Raw genomic sequence first — 15,836 nt, forward strand, 5'->3', positions numbered from 1 at the left:
GGTATGCATATATCTCTAGGCATCTATAACCACGAGTTACGGCAATACTCTCCCCGTGTGGTCAAGTGACACGCTTTGGGGAATGACGCGTCCGATCGTCTCCGAGGATACAAACGCACCCGGGCACAACAGACGGACAATGACAGCAGCCGAGACGGTCCGGTGCTGGCTGGTCGAGCGGTCCAGCTACGGTGACGAACGGATGGTCACACTCGTCTACGCGACCCCGGACGGCGAGCGGTACCTCCAAAAGCAGTTCTCGACGAATCTCCTGATGAAAAAGCGGGTCACAGCCGCGATCGAGGCCGAGGCCGACCGACTGGAGACCGTCGACGACGAGGCGACCCGCGAGCGGTACGCGACCGAGGCGAGCCGGATGGCCGACGAGCACGATCCCGACGAGGAGGTGTAGGTCGATTCGTCATACGAAAGACTATACCCGAGGCCGGTACAAGCCGGGCGTATGACAGCGATAGAACTGGACGGGGTCCGAAAGGAGTTCGGCTCCGTAACAGCCCTGAACGGGGTCGATCTCACCGTCGAGGAAGGGGAGATCTTCGGCTTCCTCGGTCCCAACGGCGCGGGGAAATCGACCGCGATCAACGTCCTCCTCGATTTCATCCGTCCGACCGAGGGGTCGGCGACGGTGCTGGGCCGGGACGCTCACGAGGAGTCCAAACGGATCCGCGACCGGACCGGCGTCCTCCCGGAAGGGTTCGACGTCTACGGCCGTCTCACCGGCCGACAACACCTGAAGTTCGTGATCGAGTCGAAAGACGCCGACGCCGACCCCGACGCGCTGGCCGAGCGGGTCGGCATCCCGGACGCCATCGACCGCAAGGCCGGCGGCTACTCTAAGGGGATGCAACAGCGACTCGTCTTGGCGATGGCGCTGGTCGGCGAACCCGAACTGCTCATCCTCGACGAGCCCACGAGCGGGCTCGACCCCAACGGCGCGCGGCTGATGCGCGAGATCATCCGCGAGGAGAACGAACGGGGTGCGACCGTCTTCTTCTCCAGTCACATCCTCGGCCAGGTCGACGCCGTCTGTGACACCGTCGGGATTCTCCAGGACGGCGAACTCATCGCGAAAGACACTATCGAGGGCCTGCGGGAGGCCGCTGCCGGCGACACGACCCTGGAAGTCACGTTCAGTGACGGCGCCGACATCGACGAGGCGGTCACGACCATCGAGGACGCCGGCATCGGAACCGGCGTCGCCGGGGCCGGAAACGGTATCAGAGTCACCTGTGACGCCAGCGAGAAGATGACGGTCCTGAACACCCTCGAAGAGGCAGGCTTCGCGGTCGACAACTTCGACACCGAGGAGGCGTCGCTGGACGACGTGTTCGCGGCCTACACCAGTCGGGAGGAGGTCGAGGCATGAGCGACCGCCAGGCCGACAGCGCCGGGCAGTTCGCGCTGAATCTCCTCTCGGGTGCCGACGACAAACTCCACGGGCTCGACTGGTACCCCATCGTCAAAAAGGAGTTCGCGGACACGATCCGGACGCGTGCCCTCCTCCTGTTGACCGGGCTGTTCCTGACCCTGTTCGTCCTCCCGCTGGCCATCACGCTGTACACCGGCCTGGGCGGCGATGCGGCGGCAGCGGTGACCGCGCTCGTCCAGGGGCTGGCAGTCCGGCTGCTGTCGGTCATCGTTCCGATCTCGGCGATCGCGTTGACCTACGCCGCGATCTCGGGCGAACGGCAGCGGGGATCGCTGAAGATCCTCCTCTCGCTGCCCTACACGCGGCGGGATATCGTCGTCGGGAAGCTGTTCGGCCGGTTCTTCGCGCTCGCCGCACCGCTGGTCGGGACGCTGCTCCTCCAGGTGCTCGTCGTCCTGCCGGAGGCCGAATCCGGGTTCCAGGCACGGACTGTCGTCGTCCTGATCGGCCTGACGCTGCTGCTCGCGCTGTCGTTCGTCGGCTTCACACTCGGCGCCTCGGCCGCGACATCGACGACCCGGCGGTCGCTCATCACCGCCGGTGGAGTCTGGGTCTACCTCTTCGCGCTGTGGAACTCCGTCTCCAGCGGGGTCGGCGGGTTGCTGCGTGACCGGACCGGGCTCGACGAGGAGCTGACGCTGAAACTCGAACTGTTCGTCAAACTGTTGAACCCGACACAGGCCTACCAGACGCTGCTCCAGTCGCTCGGAAGCGCCGACGTGACCGTCGCACAGGCCAGAGCGTCGATGTTCGGGAGTATCTTCGGTGGCCAGTCCAGCCTCATCCGCCAGCAGGCCGCCGCACAGACGCTCTCGGAGTCCGTGCCGTGGTACCTCTCGGACCCCGTCGCGGTCGTCGTCCTGCTGGGCTGGTGTGTCGTCCCGGTCGTGATCGGCTACGGCCTGTTCGCCCGCGCAGATCTATAGGACACCGCGGGCCTCCAGCAGCGCCACGAAGGCCGCTTCGTCCAGTTCCTCGACATCGTTGTCGGCCGCATCCTCCCGTTTCCGCTGGCCGGGATTCGACCCGAGGACGAGGTAGTCCGTGTTCCCGGAGACGCTGCTGGTCGCCGAACCGCCGTGGCGCTCGACGAGTTCCTGGGCGTCGCTCCGGGTGTAGCCGTCCAGCGAGCCCGTGAACACGAACGTGAGTCCGTCGAGTGCCTCGTCGCCGGTCGCCTCGGCGTCCTGCGGGTCGACGTGATCGAGGAGTCGGTCCAGCACGTCGCGGTTGCCCGCCCCCTGGAAGAACTCGACGATAGCGTCGGCGACGACCGGACCGACATCGGGGACCGCCTCGAAGGCCTCGCGGTCGCCCTCGTCGGCCGCCTCGTGGATGGCCTCGAAACTGCCGAACTCCGTCGCGAGGGTGCGCGCCGTGACGCCGCCGACCTCGGGGATACCGAGCGCGACGAGAAAGTCAGCCAGTGCTGGCTCCCGTGTCCCCTCGACGGCGTCGACGAGGTTCCGGGCGCTGGTCTCGCCCCACCCCTCCAGGTCCGCCAGTGCTTCGACCGAGAGGTCGTAGAGGTCGGCAGGGTCGGAGACGAGTCCGGCGTCGAGCAGTTGCGCGACGGCCTTCTCGCCCAGTCCCTCGATGTCTAAGGCGTCGCGGCTGGCGTAGTGTTCGACGGCGCGTTCACGCTGGGTGGGACAGGAGAGCCCGCCGGTGCAAAACGCCATCGGGCCGTCCCGCTCGACGACGCTCCCACAGACGGGGCAGGTCTCCGGGAACTCGAAGTGGCCGTCGCCGGCGGACTCGACGACCTCGACCACCTCCGGGATCACGTCGCCGGCGCGTTTGATCCGGACGCGGTCGCCGACGCCGACGCCGAGTTCCGCGACCAGTGCGGGGTTGTGCAGCGAGGCTCGCGAGACGGTGACCCCGCCGACCTCGACGGGGTCCAGCAGCGCGACCGGTGTGAGCCGGCCGGTGCGGCCGACCTGGACGACGACATCCCTGAGCGTCGTCTCCTCCTTGCGGGCGGGGAACTTGTAGGCGAAGGCCCAGCGGGGGGCGCGGGCGGTGGTCCCGAGTCGGTCGCAGGCTCCGATGTCGTCGACCTTGAGCACGACGCCGTCGATCTCGTAGTCTAAGTCGTCACGGGCGGCCAGTTGGTCGTCCCGATAGTCGATCGCCGCCTCGATGTCGTCGACGACCCGGAGCCGGTCACAGACCCGCAGCCCCCACTCGGGTAGTCGTTCGTGGAGGACGCTGTGGCTCGGAAAGTCGACGGACGCATCGAGCACGCCGAAAAAGAAGATCGAGAGCGGGCGCCGAGCGGTCACGCTCGGGTCGAGTTGCCGGAGGGTCCCGGCGGCGGCGTTGCGCGGGTTCGCGAAGGGGTCCTCGCCGGCCTCGACGCGCTCGCGGTTGAACGCGGTGAACGCGTCCCGGGGGATGTACACCTCGCCCCGGACGACCAGATGGTCGGGGTAGTCCCCCCGAAGTTGCTCGGGGACGCTGGCGATGGTCCGGACGTTCTCGGTGACGTCCTCGCCGACCTCGCCGTCGCCGCGGGTCGCCGCACGCTGGTACCGGCCGTCCTCGTAGACGACCTCGACGGAGAGCCCGTCGAACTTCGGTTCACAGAAGTACCGGACATCACCGTCGTAGCCGCTCTCCGCGAGCCGGTCCCGTACTCGCCGGTCGAACTCCCGGACCGCCTCGGCCTCGCCGCTCTGGTCGATCGAGCGCATGGGTGCGACGTGTTCGACCTCGCCGAGTTCCGTCAGCGGTTCGCCGCCGACCCGCTGTGTCGGACTGCCCGCCGTGTCGAGGTCGAAGGCCTCTTCGAGGTCCCGCAGCCGGGTAAACAGCGCGTCGTAGGTCCGGTCGCCGATCACCGGGTCGGTCTCGACGTAGTAACGGTGGTCGTGATACCGGATCGCCTCGCGCAACTGCTTGGCCTGCTCTCGGGCGCTGTCCTCGTCGAGGTCCCCGACCGGATCGAACTCCGTCGGGGGGTCCTCGACGTAGGGGTTGTCCGCCAGGTCGTCCTCGGAGACGGCTGCCATTTGTCTGGCTTCAGGGGGCCGGCTACTAAGCCGCTATGGGATCGGGGTCACCTCGGCACGCCGTTTCTCACCTAGGGAGTCTCGCGTCAGTCAGCGCCGCTCCCGGTGGGCTCGGCTGCAGGCCGGTCGGCGGACCGACCGAACAGTTCGATCGCCGCCGGATCGATCGCGTCGACGTTGGCGAGCAGGAAGCCGGCGAACCCGACCCTGATCAACAGCCCCATATACTCACTGAGGACGGCGGTGACGAAGCCGTCGAATACCTGGCCGACCGACAGGAGCGCAAAGACCACGAGCATCCCGATAAGGAACAACAGGAGGTTCCGGGACTTCCAGTGGAGGAGGCGCTGTCCGTCTGGCAGCGAGTCGGCCCGTTCCCAGATCGGACCCAGAAAGAGGTACGCGATCAGGACCTGCCCGACGACGAGGACGGCCAACCCGACGAGGCCGACGAGACCGCCGACGACCGCCGCGACGTTGAACGCAACAACCTGGATCATCGGAATCACTGCGAGGAGCGCAAGCATTCGGCGGGATTCGCCGGCGATGGCGGCGGCAGCGACCCACAACACGGTGTAGGCGACGAAATCGTCGATCACGCCGGGGAGCGTCTGTCCCGTTCCGGCGATGTAGAACCCATCTAGCGCCACCAGTGCGGTTAGTACTGCCGAGAGACCGACGACACCGACGACCGGATAGCAGTACCGGCGCTTTCGGGCCGGGACGCGGCGGACCCAGACGAGAAAGGCGACCGTCGCGATCGCACTGACGGCGGCAGCGGATCCGTAGACCATCGCTTCGCTAATCATCGGCATCACCAACTTCGGTCGCCGCTCCAGCAGTCCCTGCCGACTCGCCGGTCACCGAACGCGTCTCGAACGCCGCGAGCCGGTCGATGAGTTCTGCCGTCCGGTCGGAGAGGTCGTCAGCCTGTCTCCGTACGTCACTCATCGTCTCGGCCGTCTCGGCGGCGGTGTCGGCGAGACTGTGTGAACGGTCGGCCACGTCGGCCGCGGCCTCGCCGACGGTGTCAATGGTCGCGGCCACTTCTTCCGTCGCGGCCGCCGCGTCGTCGGTCGCCCGTGTGATCTCACCCATCGCGTCGTCGACGTCGTCGACGGTATCGGTGAGTTGCGCGAGCGTCTCGCCCGCCGCGGTGACCGTCTCCACGCTGGCGTCGATGCGTGCGCTAGTCGCGTCCATCTCGTCGGTCACGTCGTCGACGTCGGCCCGTGCGCCGGCGATGATCGTCTCGATCTCGTCGATGGCGGTCTGGGTCTCTTCGGCGAGCTGTTTGACCTCGTCAGCGACGACGGCGAACCCGGACCCGGCCTCACTTGCGTGTGACGCCTCGATGTTGGCGTTCAGCGCGAGGATGTTCGTCTGTTCGGCGATGTCGTCGATGAGTCCGGTCGTCGACTCGACCTCACCCATCCGGTCGTCCAGCTCCGCAACGAGCGCGTCTAGTTGTGCGACGGCGTCTTCGACGGTCTGGATGGCGTCGATCGCCTCCTCGACGCGTTCGGCGCCGGTCGTCCCGGCGTCGGCCGCCTCGCTGGACTGCTGTGCGACCTCGTCGGTCGTCGAGGCCACTTCCTCGATCGTCGCCGAGAGGTCGTTCGTCTCCGCGATCGCCGTTTCGAGTCGATCTGCCTGCTGTTCGATGTCGGTGGCCAGCTCCCGGATGTCGTCGGCGAGGGCCTGGTTCCGTCGCTCGACGTCGGCCGCGTCGGCCGCGACGGAATCGCTCGCGGACTCGACGACGGCGGCGAACTCGCGGATCTCCTCGACCGTCTCCGAGAGCCCACCGCTCATCTCCTCGTAGGCCACGGCGATCCGTTCGACCGCGTCGACGTCGACATCCGTCTCCAGTCGGCGAGTGAAGTCACCGTCGGCGGCCGCGGTCATCGCGTCGCCGATCTCCGTCGCGTGCTCGATGAGCCGTTCGTTGAACGCTTCCGCCTCCCGCTGGGCGGTCTCGGCCTCTTCGCGGGCGGCTTCGGCGTCCTGACGAGCGGATTCTGACTCCGCTAAGGCCTCGCCGAGTGAGTCACGCATGTTGTCGAACGCCGTTGCGAGGTCGGCGAACTCGTCGCTACGTTCGACAGCAGGGCTGGCTTCGAGGTCGCCGTCTTCGATCGCCTCCGCGGCGTCGGTCAGCCGACGGAGTGCGACGGCAGCGTTCCCGCCGAGGACGATCCCGAGCAGCCCGATGTTCAGTACCACGACGAACAGTGTCCCGGCGACCGACGCCGTCCCCGCTCCCGTGTTCGCCGCGTGGACTGCAAAGAGCGTCCCGAACGCGAGCGTCACCGCGAGCGTGACGAGCAACGCCACGCCGATCCGCCTGCTGTAGTGGGCGGTGATCTGCCCAGAGACCCGTGTCGTACTCATATACGGACGGAAATGGGAAAAGCGGATTTATATCTGCGCCCCACAATTCAAATTCTGATAACTAATATGATAAATAGTATACATCCAGTTACACCGCTCGAAAACTCACGGAGCCGTCGTCTCCCGATGGACGACCAGGTGGCCTCGCACGGACCCGAAGCACACCAATCAGACCAGTTACAGATCCGCGACGGCCTCGATAGCGTCGGTGAGTTCCGTGATCGACTCGACGGTGTGTTCGCCCATGTGCCCGATGCGGAACGACTCCTCGCTGAGGTCGCCGTACCCACTGGAGAAGACCATGTCGTACTCCTCGGAGACGGCTTCGACGGTCTCGGCCACGTCGATACCTCGGGTGTTCTCGATGCAGGTCACAGTCTGGGACTCGTAGCCGTCCTCGGGGAACAGGCCGAAGTGCTCGCGAGCCCACTCACGGGTGTACTCGGCCATCTCGCGGTGGCGCTGGTCGCGGGCGTCGTGACCCTCGTCGAGCATGTGTTTCATCTGCTTGCGGTAGGCCAGCATGATCGGGATAGCCGGCGTCGAGTGGGTCTGGCCCTTCCGGTCGTAGTAATCGAGCGTGCGCTGGAAGCCGCCGTACCACGACGCGGACTCCTTCTCCAGTTCCCGCTCGTAGGCGACGTCGCTGACGGTACAGACGGCCAGCCCCGGCGGCATCGCGAAGGCCTTCTGGGTAGAGGTAAACAGCGCGTCGATGTTGTGGGCCTCGATATCGATCCGGTCACCGCCCAGACAGGAGATAGCGTCGACGACGAAGTAGGTGTCCGGGTAGTCGGCCATGAGGTCGCCGATCTCTTCGACGGGATTGCGTACGCCCGTGGAGGTCTCGTTCATGACGACGCCGACGGCGTCGTAGCCGTCCTCGCTCGCTTCGAGGGCGTCCCGGATGTCCGCGGGTTTGACCGCCTGGCCCCAGTCGTACTCGACCCGATCGACGTTCTTTCCGAGGCGGTCGGCGACGTTGGCCTGGCGCTCGCTGAACGCGCCCGAGGTCGCCACGAGCATGTCGTCCTCGACGAGGTTCAGCGTCGTCGCCTCCCAGAACTCCGTCCCCGAGGCGGTGAGGATGATGACCTCGTTGTCGGTGCCCAGGAACTCCTTGGTGTCCTCGACGATCGTGGTGTAGAGGTCGGTCATCCGGTCCATCCGGTGGCCGAACATCGGCTGGGCCATCGCCTCGATCACGTCCTCGCGGACCTCGGTCGGGCCGGGGAGGTACAGTGTCTTCTCGGGATAGTCGTCCGTGTACTCCTGTTTCTCTCGCTGTGTAACCATCTGTTAGGCAGGTCTTCGAAACCGGGTGGCATGGTAGTTTTGATACGACCGCGTCACCCGACGAGAGAGCTGTCGATCCGGCGGGCGAGGAAGAGGACGAGCACGGCGTAGACGATCGGACCGAACAGCGCAGTGATCGGGGGAACAGCGTACAGTGCGGCAGAGAGCAACCACAACAGGAGAGGGGTAAGCGCGAGCAGTTGCGCGCCACGGGAGAGCGCGTCGCTCGCACCCTGTTGCTGGGCAGCCAGGTAGCCGACGGCGACGACGGCCGCGAGGTAGAAGAAGGTCAGCCCCGGCGGGGCGACGGTCGGGAGCGTGACCAGCGCCACGATCGCCAGCCCCACGCCGACCGCGCCCGGCCCGCGTTCGCTGTCGGTGAGTCGGCCGGCGACGGCGTCACCGTCACCACGTGCGAGCGCCTCCGTGAGTTCACCACTACCCGCCTCCCGGGGCTCGTCGAAGTCCTGCCCGCAGTGCATACACCAGGAGGCCGTGGCGCTGACCTTCTCGTTACAGTGGGGACAGCGGGGATCAGTTCGCATCGTTCGAACTGAGGGGTGGCGTCGTGTTAGCCGTTGTGGGTGTCTGCGGGCGAGGGTTGAAATCGGTTGCCCGCTAATCGTCTGTATGCGCTGGGTCGATCGCGCGGACGATCTCCTGTTCGACGGCGAGACGATCGAGACCCAGGTCGCCGTCGGCGACGGCGGCGTGGTCGTCACGAGCCACCGTGTGCTGGCGTTTACCCCCGATCGGGACGGCCCCAACTACCGAACCGTCGACCGCCCGAACGTCGAGGGCGTCGACCGCACCACCAGCGGGAACTGGGCGTTCCTCGAACAGGGGCTGAAGGCACTGGTGGCCGGGATCGTCCTGATCGTGGCCGGGCAGCTCATCAGCCTGGACAATCTGATCGGCGGTATCTCACTGGATAGCGCTGGAGCCTCGGGACAACTCGGTCTCGGCGGGATGATGGGGCTGCTCGGGTCGATGCTGACCCTGCTGGCACAGCTCGACGAGATCATGCAGCTGTTCGGCGGGCTCGCGCTGGCGTTTGCCGCCGTCGTGTTGGGCGTCTACGCCTGGTCGCGGGAGTCGCTGCTCGTCCTCTCGGTGGCCGGCGAGGACGACATCGAGTTGACGGCCCCGGAGGACGACCACGCCCTCGATCAGCTTCGGACCGCACTGTTCCCCAGTGAGGGGCCACCGGACCCCGATCGGGAGCGCGTGCCGGAAGACTCGCCAGCGTGACGTTCAACTCCGCCCGGCGCTAACCGGGAGGCGATGGACACCGACGCGGTCCGAACACGTGCCGCCGACCTGCCGCGTGAGCCGGGAATCTATCAGTTCGAAGATACCGACGAGCGGGTGCTGTATGTCGGCAAGGCCGTCGATCTCCGGGACCGTGTCAGATCCTACGCCGACCCGCGCAGTGACCGCATCGCTGCGATGGTCGAACGCGCCCGGACGATCGATTTCTCGGTGACTGACACCGAGACACAGGCACTCTTGCTGGAGGCGAACCTCATCAAGCGCCACCGGCCCCCGTACAACGTCCGGCTGAAAGACGACAAGTCCTATCCGCTGGTCCAGTTGACCGACCACGCGGTCCCGCGGATCGAGGTGACCCGCGATCCCGCCGAGGGAGCGACCGTCTACGGCCCCTTTACCGACAAGGGCCGCGTCGAGGTCGTCCTGAAGGCGCTCCGGGAGATCTACGGGCTCCGTGGCTGTTCGGACCACAAGTACCGGAGCCGGGACCGCCCCTGTCTGGACTACGAGATGGGGATCTGTTCGGCCCCCTGTACCGGGGAGATATCGGCAGCCGACTACGCCGAAGACGTCGAGAGCGTCGAGCGGTTCTTCGAGGGCGAGACTGGCATCCTCACTGGTCCGCTCCGGCGCGCCATGGAGCAGGCAGCGGCCGATCAGGCCTTCGAGCGAGCGGCCAACGTCCGTGACAAACTCGACGCCGTCGAGGCGTTCGTCGGGGAGAGCGATACCGCGGTCAGCGACGCCAGCGCCCGCGCAACGATCGACGTACTGGGTGCTGCCTTCGAGGGAGACACTGCCGTCGTCGCACGGCTCCACGCCGAGGGCGGCAAGCTCATCGAGCGCGACCGACACACGCTGGCCGTCCCCGACGGCGAGGGGACCGACGCCGTCTACCGCGCGTTCATCCCCCAGTACTACGCCGAGCGGGAGTTTCCCGACAGGATCCTCTGTGCCGAGGACCCCGCCGACGCCGACATCGAGGCGTGGCTCGCCGCCGAGGGCGTCGACCTCCGAGTCCCCGGTGCCGGCCGGGAAGCGACGCTCGTCGACCTCGCGCTCAAGAACGCACGCCGCCGCGGCGGCGACGACGACGAACTCGGCGCACTCGCCGACGCGCTCGGTATCGACCGGCCCGACCGGATCGAGGGATTCGACGTGAGCCACGCACAGGGGCGTGCCGTCGTCGGCTCGAACATTTCCTTCGTGGATACGAAACCGGAGAAGGCCGACTACCGACGGAAGAAGCTCAGCGAGCGAAACGACGACTACGCCAACATGCGCGAACTCGTCCGCTGGCGGGCCGCACGCGCAGTCGAGGGACGGGACGACCGCCCGGACCCCGACCTGCTGGTGATCGACGGCGGGGACGGACAGTTGGGTGCTGCTCGTGACGCGCTGGCCGAGGTCGGCTGGGACGTGCCGGCGATCGCACTCGCCAAGGACGAAGAACTGGTCGTCACCCCCGACGGCGTCTACGACTGGCCCGACGACGCGCCCCAGCTCCACCTCCTCCAGCGGATTCGCGACGAGGCCCACCGCTTTGCAGTTCAGTACCACCAGACCGTTCGGGACGAGGTGTCGACCGCACTGGACGAGGTGCCGGGCATCGGCCCCGAGACGCGGAAGCGACTGCTCCGACGCTTCGGCAGCGTCGAGGGCGTTCGTTCGGCCTCGCTAACAGAACTCCGGACTGTCGACGGCGTCGGTGAGCAAACCGCCGAGACGATCCGGACCCGTCTGAACTGATTCGATATAGCAGACAGCGATATATCACCCGGACAAGCGCGATCTGACGGTGATCAACTGCTACGAGCTGTGACTCCGCGATGTGCGCTCTGTACGGCGCCGAGTCCGTGAAACCGTCGGGGCGGACGCCGTGTCGTACTCACTGAGATCAGACCGACCGTCTAGAGAACACCGAAGGATCGGCGGTCGCGGCCGATCGATTTCGCCGCCAGCTGGGACATCGAGACTCGAAAGTTGTGGCGTGCCCGATACGGTTCGCTCGGACGGTCCGTCGATTTCAGGTACCCCCGCCGGTACACGCCCGGCGCGCGAGCGAACTGGACCGAAAATTCCGTTACAGCCCCAGTAGAGCGGCCGTTCCCGTGGGTTCTCGTTCGGGCTGTCCCGATCACCAGACCCCACTGTAAACCGATAACCGCGATAGAGAACGCTCGATCGCCCGCCAACAGCCATCCGTCGGCGGCTGGTCCGTTCGGCCGACCGGCCGGGTTGTCTAAAACCAGAACCGTTTTAATTTATTAGGTAGGCCTAAAAGTATGGGCAGCGCAACGACACCGCAACACGCAGTCGACAACTGATGACACAGGCACCGCAGTATCTGCTCGCGCTCTACATCGCCCAACACCGGGACGAACCACCGATCTCGTCGGGAACCGTCGCGGAGATGCTCGGTCGATCAGGAGCGACAACCTCGGAGACGTTCCAGCGGTTGGCCGGAGATAGCCTCGTCACGTACGAGCCCTACGAGGGCGCGACGCTCACCGAGGACGGATGGGAACGGGCCGCAGAGCTTCACGAGACGTACGTGACGCTGTCGTGGTTCTTCCGTGACGCGCTGGACCTGGAACAACACGAGCTGAAAGCGATGCGACTCGCCAACGATGTCAGCACGGTCGTAAGCGAGCAGTTGGCGACGGCGCTCCTCCAGGACGAACTCGACGACCGAGAGGGCAAGTAGCCCGGACAGCAGAATCGAGAACGGCGTGACCGAGTCCGTCGTCGCGGGTCAGTCGAGACGTCTCCAACTCAGAAGGGTGGACTGTAGTCCTCGTACTCGTCCATCCCTTCCATCTCGTCGGTCTTCGACGGCATCACGGCGGCACGCGGTCCGCCCGCACGGACGACCTCGACGTCTTCCAGCCCGTCGACGCTCTCGGGAAGCCGCTGTTTGATCGCCTTCATCGTCATCGGTGCGATGCCACAGCCCGAACAGGCACCACCGATCGCGACCGTTGCGGTCCCGGCCGCTTCGTCAACGTCCCGCACTTCGAAGGAGCCGCCGTGTTGCTGGATCTGTGGCACGTTGTTACTGAGGTAGTTCCGGGTCTGTCGTTCGAGTCCTTCTGCGCTCATGACGATCGATACTTCTGACCCAATTATAATAAAACTGATTGATTAGGATGTCCTAAATACTGGTTTTTTGGACGCTCTAAGACGATTTTAGGCCATACTAACAACTTCTACTCTACCGAATCTGTTACTTTTCGTATGGCCTAAATCTGGCCACGCAGACAGTCGACATCGTGCCGGTGATCGGACCCCGCCCCTGGGAGGCAGTGTCAGCAGCGACCCACACCCACCGAAGCGGTTTCCACAGTCCGGATCGAACGACCGATATGAGCGTGGGTCGCCGTCTCGTGTTGTCCGTCGTTGGGCTCTCCACGCTCGTCGTCTACCTCCTGGCGGCGTGGCTCGGCTACCGGCTACTGGCTGTACTCTGGAACCTGCGGCCGTCACCGGCGGTCGCGGCGGTGGCCGTCGTCGGGACCGCGGTGGTCTTCGGGCTGGTGAGTTACTGGGCCGGGACCACACAGCTCAAGCGCTCGCTCGACGCCGTCGAGTTGCCGCCCGCACGCGCGCCGAGCGTCTACCGGCGGCTGGATCGACTGCTCTCAGTGATGGATGTCGGTCGCCCACAGGTACTGATCGCCCGGCTCCCGGCCCCCAACGCCTTCGCCGTCGGCGGGGCGGGTGCCGCGATCGTCGTCGACCGGCGGCTCTTTGGCTACCTTTCCGGTGCGGAGCTCGAAGGGCTGCTCGCACACGAACTCGCACATCTGGAGAGTCGCGACGCGCTCGTCCAGACGCTGGCCTACAGCCTCACCCGTAGTCTCGTCGGGCTGGTGAGTCTCGTCGTCTTACCAGTCGTCGTCCTGACCGGGGGTATCGCTCAGGCGCTGGCGCTGCTCAGGGGTGTCCCGGAGAGCTGGTCGCGCTCGTGGTTCGCCCGGACCCAGCGGACCGCGCTGTACCTCGTCGGCCTGCTGGGAATCGCGGTGACGCTGCTCGTCCTCGCCTACTCCCGGCACCGCGAGTGGGCTGCCGACGACCGGGCTGTCGAGGTGACCGGCGATCCGCTGGCGCTGGCCCGCGCGCTCCGGAAGATCGAGCGGGCCGCGAACCCCGACTTGGGGCCGCTGACGCCGTTGTACGTCCACGGCGACGACGAAAACGAGCTGTCCCGGCTGCTGTCGACGCACCCGCCGATGGACGAGCGGATCGAACGGTTGCGCGAGCAGGCCCGACACCGGCAGTCCAGGCCCCGGTAGACGAACAGCCCCCGCAAGCGACCACCGGTCGCTACTCCCGAAGCAGATCCGCCAGCGTCTCACGGAGGTCGGTGCTGCCCGGACTCTGGGGGACCTGCCCGAGGATGTCTGCCCGGAACCGATCGAGCGCGGCCGACAGCGACAGCGTCTCCAGGTGACGGCCGTACTTCAGCGCGAGCCGCGGCGACACGTCGAACAGCAGGTCCCGCTTGCCGATCACCGAGTGGGTGATCGACAGCGCGTCGACGGCCGCACCGACGAACTGCTCGCTGTCGGGGGTGTCAGGGATCGTCGCCAGCAGGAACGACTCCAGTTTCGCCTCCCGCTCGTGGATCGCCGGCGGCTCGGCCAGGTAGGTCGTCCCGTCGGGCTGTTCGGGGAGCATACTCCGTCGGGGCGCATACGAGAGGACGGCGCCGGTGTACGGGGTCGTCGCGGCCGGCAGCGGCGACGCGAGCCGTTTCGAGGGCCGGGTGTCGGTGAACACGACGATGGTGTTCGCCGCCTCGCCGACGACGGGGTCGCGTCCGTCGGGGACCTGCCGCTCGGGCTGTCGGAACCCACGACGGAGGGCCTCCCGGAGCGTCCCGGGAACCTGTCCGGAGTCACCGCGCAGTTCCAGATGGACGACGACCGGCCCGTCGGCGCTGGCCCGGAGGACCTCCCACAGCGTCGGGACCGCGTCGCGGGCCATCGCGGAGAGTTGGTAGCACGGACAATCCCGCTGTGCAGCCAGCAGCCGAGCGAGCGTCGCCCCGCGCCAGCCGGTCAGGTCCGCGACGTACAGCCAAGGGAGGGCGTCGATCGGCCCGACAGCGGCGTCACCGGCATGGTCGACGCTACCGGGGACCAGATCCAGATACGCGTCGAGCGTCTCCCGCTCGGCCGCGAAGTAGTCGTCCGTGGCGGCCGGGAGCGCCGTCTCGACGCGACAGTGGTGCGGGATCTGACTCATCGTGGTGCCGTTCGGACCAGCCCGTGAAAACGGTGGCGAGTGGGTCAGGCGCCGACCAGGCGGGCGATCGGCCGCCTGATTCTGTCGACGATGCGGTCGCCGCCGAGGAGATAGAGGAGCTTCCCCGCCCGCGAGCCGATCCGTTCCCAGCGGACCGTCGCGACCGGTTCGCCGCCGAAGTCGGATTTGAACGTATAGGTCCCGTCGTCGATGTCGGGATGGGTGTCGCCGTAGTTGCAGGTGGTGAGTCCCTCGTCGATGCCCCACTGGATGGCACCCCGGTAGAGGACTTCCGAAGGGTAGTACCGGAACAGGTCGGCGTCGTAGGCCGGAAAGAGGAGGTACAGACAGTCCCGTTCCTGCCCAACCACGGCGAGCAGTTGGCCCGCGGACTCCCCGTCGACCTGGGCCGAGAACAGTTTGATCCGGTCGCCGATCGTCGACAGGAGCGCCTGGAGGAACGACGGCGTCGTCCCCTGACCGCCGATCCGTTCCATATGTGTCTCGTGATTCCGGGCGAAGGTTCGGATGGACGCGTCGGTGACGGGGACCTCGGCAGCCGTGACGCCCATCTCGTCGGCCTTCCGGAGGTTCCGGCGTTTCTTCTGGGCCAGATCGGCCGCGACCGCGTCCCAGTCCCTGTCGATGTCGAGTTCGAACTGACAGTCGCGAACCGAAGGGACGTACCCTCGCGCCTGGAGCCGGGTCGCGTATCGGAGCGATCGGGGAGAGGCCGGCTTGAGCAGGTGGCCGATGGTCCGCCCGCCGGTCCCGGCGGCCATCCCGTCGGCGATCGCGTCGAAGACGGCGGCCTCGTCGGTGGCGATGAGTGCGCCGTTCGAACCGGGCATCGCCGGGCCGAGGAACCGAACCGGCGTCCCCGGCAGCGAGCGGACGAACGAGGGATGGACCCCGACGAGCGTCCCGTTCTTGCGGACCTGGACGTGGTGGCCGACGGCGTCGGTTCCCCGCTCGTAGGCCAACAGCCACTCGTAGCGTTCGAAGACGCTCCCGGTACGGGACTGCTGGGCGACGATCGCGTTCCACTCCCCCTGTTTGACCTCGGTGATCGACCGGTGGACCGAGGTCGTGAGTTCGGTCATCACGGATCGCTTCGCGGCCATGGCTCGTAACTCTATCCCGGAGTCAGCCGT

The 15,836-nt window shown here is 66.7% G+C and carries 15 protein-coding genes; 7 read left to right on the forward strand and 8 right to left on the reverse strand.

Annotation, left to right across the window (positions count from 1 at the left end; genetic code table 11):
- The first annotated feature begins 139 nt into the window (after window positions 1–139).
- Genes VJ109_RS06265 through VJ109_RS06275 form a run of 3 tightly spaced genes read left to right on the forward strand, consistent with a single transcriptional unit; the run spans window position 140 to window position 2,376 of the window.
- Window positions 140–412, forward strand: a complete 273-nt coding sequence (locus VJ109_RS06265; RefSeq protein ID WP_324759889.1) for a DUF7967 family protein — start codon at window positions 140–142, stop codon at window positions 410–412.
- A 51-nt stretch (window positions 413–463) separates the two neighbouring features.
- Window positions 464–1,387 carry an ABC transporter ATP-binding protein gene (locus VJ109_RS06270; RefSeq protein ID WP_324759890.1) on the forward strand — a complete coding sequence of 308 codons (924 nt, stop codon included), beginning with the start codon at window positions 464–466 and terminating at the stop codon, window positions 1,385–1,387.
- A complete protein-coding gene (locus VJ109_RS06275) occupies window positions 1,384–2,376 on the forward strand; it encodes an ABC transporter permease subunit (RefSeq protein WP_324759891.1) in 993 nt (330 codons plus the stop codon). The genes VJ109_RS06270 and VJ109_RS06275 overlap by 4 nt, the downstream gene beginning before the upstream one ends.
- Here VJ109_RS06275 and ligA read toward each other — a convergent pair.
- From ligA to VJ109_RS06300, 5 genes are all read right to left on the reverse strand, one after another.
- Window positions 2,371–4,467, reverse strand: coding sequence for an NAD-dependent DNA ligase LigA (ligA, locus tag VJ109_RS06280; RefSeq protein WP_324759893.1), 2,097 nt, complete (start codon window positions 4,465–4,467; stop codon window positions 2,371–2,373). The genes VJ109_RS06275 and ligA overlap by 6 nt on opposite strands.
- A gap of 86 nt (window positions 4,468–4,553) precedes the next feature.
- Window positions 4,554–5,261: a G protein-coupled receptor family protein gene (locus tag VJ109_RS06285; protein ID WP_324759895.1), complete on the reverse strand. Its 708-nt coding sequence runs from the start codon at window positions 5,259–5,261 to the stop codon at window positions 4,554–4,556.
- A 7-nt stretch (window positions 5,262–5,268) separates the two neighbouring features.
- Window positions 5,269–6,861 carry a methyl-accepting chemotaxis protein gene (locus VJ109_RS06290; protein WP_324759896.1) on the reverse strand — a complete coding sequence of 531 codons (1,593 nt, stop codon included), beginning with the start codon at window positions 6,859–6,861 and terminating at the stop codon, window positions 5,269–5,271.
- Between the two features lie 177 nt (window positions 6,862–7,038).
- Window positions 7,039–8,157, reverse strand: a complete 1,119-nt coding sequence (locus VJ109_RS06295) for a pyridoxal-phosphate-dependent aminotransferase family protein (protein ID WP_324759897.1) — start codon at window positions 8,155–8,157, stop codon at window positions 7,039–7,041.
- Window positions 8,158–8,210: 53 nt separating this feature from the next.
- Window positions 8,211–8,702, reverse strand: coding sequence for a zinc ribbon domain-containing protein (locus VJ109_RS06300; RefSeq protein ID WP_324759898.1), 492 nt, complete (start codon window positions 8,700–8,702; stop codon window positions 8,211–8,213).
- Between the two features lie 85 nt (window positions 8,703–8,787).
- Here VJ109_RS06300 and VJ109_RS06305 point away from each other — a divergent pair, with 85 nt between their 5' ends.
- The 3 genes from VJ109_RS06305 (at window position 8,788) to VJ109_RS06315 (ending at window position 12,136) form a co-directional block, all read left to right on the forward strand.
- The gene (locus VJ109_RS06305) at window positions 8,788–9,408 is read left to right on the forward strand and encodes a hypothetical protein (RefSeq protein ID WP_324759901.1); all 621 of its coding nucleotides are present in this window, start codon (window positions 8,788–8,790) and stop codon (window positions 9,406–9,408) included.
- 33 nt (window positions 9,409–9,441) lie between these two features.
- The gene (locus tag VJ109_RS06310; RefSeq protein ID WP_324759902.1) at window positions 9,442–11,178 is read left to right on the forward strand and encodes an excinuclease ABC subunit C; all 1,737 of its coding nucleotides are present in this window, start codon (window positions 9,442–9,444) and stop codon (window positions 11,176–11,178) included.
- A gap of 577 nt (window positions 11,179–11,755) precedes the next feature.
- The gene (locus tag VJ109_RS06315; RefSeq protein WP_324759903.1) at window positions 11,756–12,136 is read left to right on the forward strand and encodes a metal-dependent transcriptional regulator; all 381 of its coding nucleotides are present in this window, start codon (window positions 11,756–11,758) and stop codon (window positions 12,134–12,136) included.
- A 68-nt stretch (window positions 12,137–12,204) separates the two neighbouring features.
- Here the strand turns inward: VJ109_RS06315 and VJ109_RS06320 are convergent, their stop codons facing one another.
- A complete protein-coding gene (locus VJ109_RS06320) occupies window positions 12,205–12,531 on the reverse strand; it encodes a NifU family protein (protein WP_276179261.1) in 327 nt (108 codons plus the stop codon).
- A gap of 263 nt (window positions 12,532–12,794) precedes the next feature.
- Between VJ109_RS06320 and VJ109_RS06325 the strand changes: the two genes are divergently transcribed.
- The gene (locus VJ109_RS06325; RefSeq protein ID WP_324759904.1) at window positions 12,795–13,727 is read left to right on the forward strand and encodes a M48 family metallopeptidase; all 933 of its coding nucleotides are present in this window, start codon (window positions 12,795–12,797) and stop codon (window positions 13,725–13,727) included.
- A 31-nt stretch (window positions 13,728–13,758) separates the two neighbouring features.
- On the opposite strand, the gene VJ109_RS06330 is transcribed toward VJ109_RS06325, so the two are convergent.
- Together VJ109_RS06330 and VJ109_RS06335 are read right to left on the reverse strand one after the other, a co-directional pair.
- Entirely contained in the window at window positions 13,759–14,682 is a 924-nt protein-coding gene (locus tag VJ109_RS06330) for a hypothetical protein (protein WP_324759905.1), read from the reverse strand.
- Between the two features lie 44 nt (window positions 14,683–14,726).
- Entirely contained in the window at window positions 14,727–15,785 is a 1,059-nt protein-coding gene (locus VJ109_RS06335) for a GNAT family N-acetyltransferase (RefSeq protein WP_324759906.1), read from the reverse strand.
- Between the last annotated feature and the right edge of the window lie 51 nt (window positions 15,786–15,836).

It is taken from the genome of Haloarcula montana (assembly GCF_035666295.1).
In the GTDB taxonomy this organism is placed as follows: Archaea; Halobacteriota; Halobacteria; order Halobacteriales; family Haloarculaceae; genus Haloarcula; species Haloarcula montana.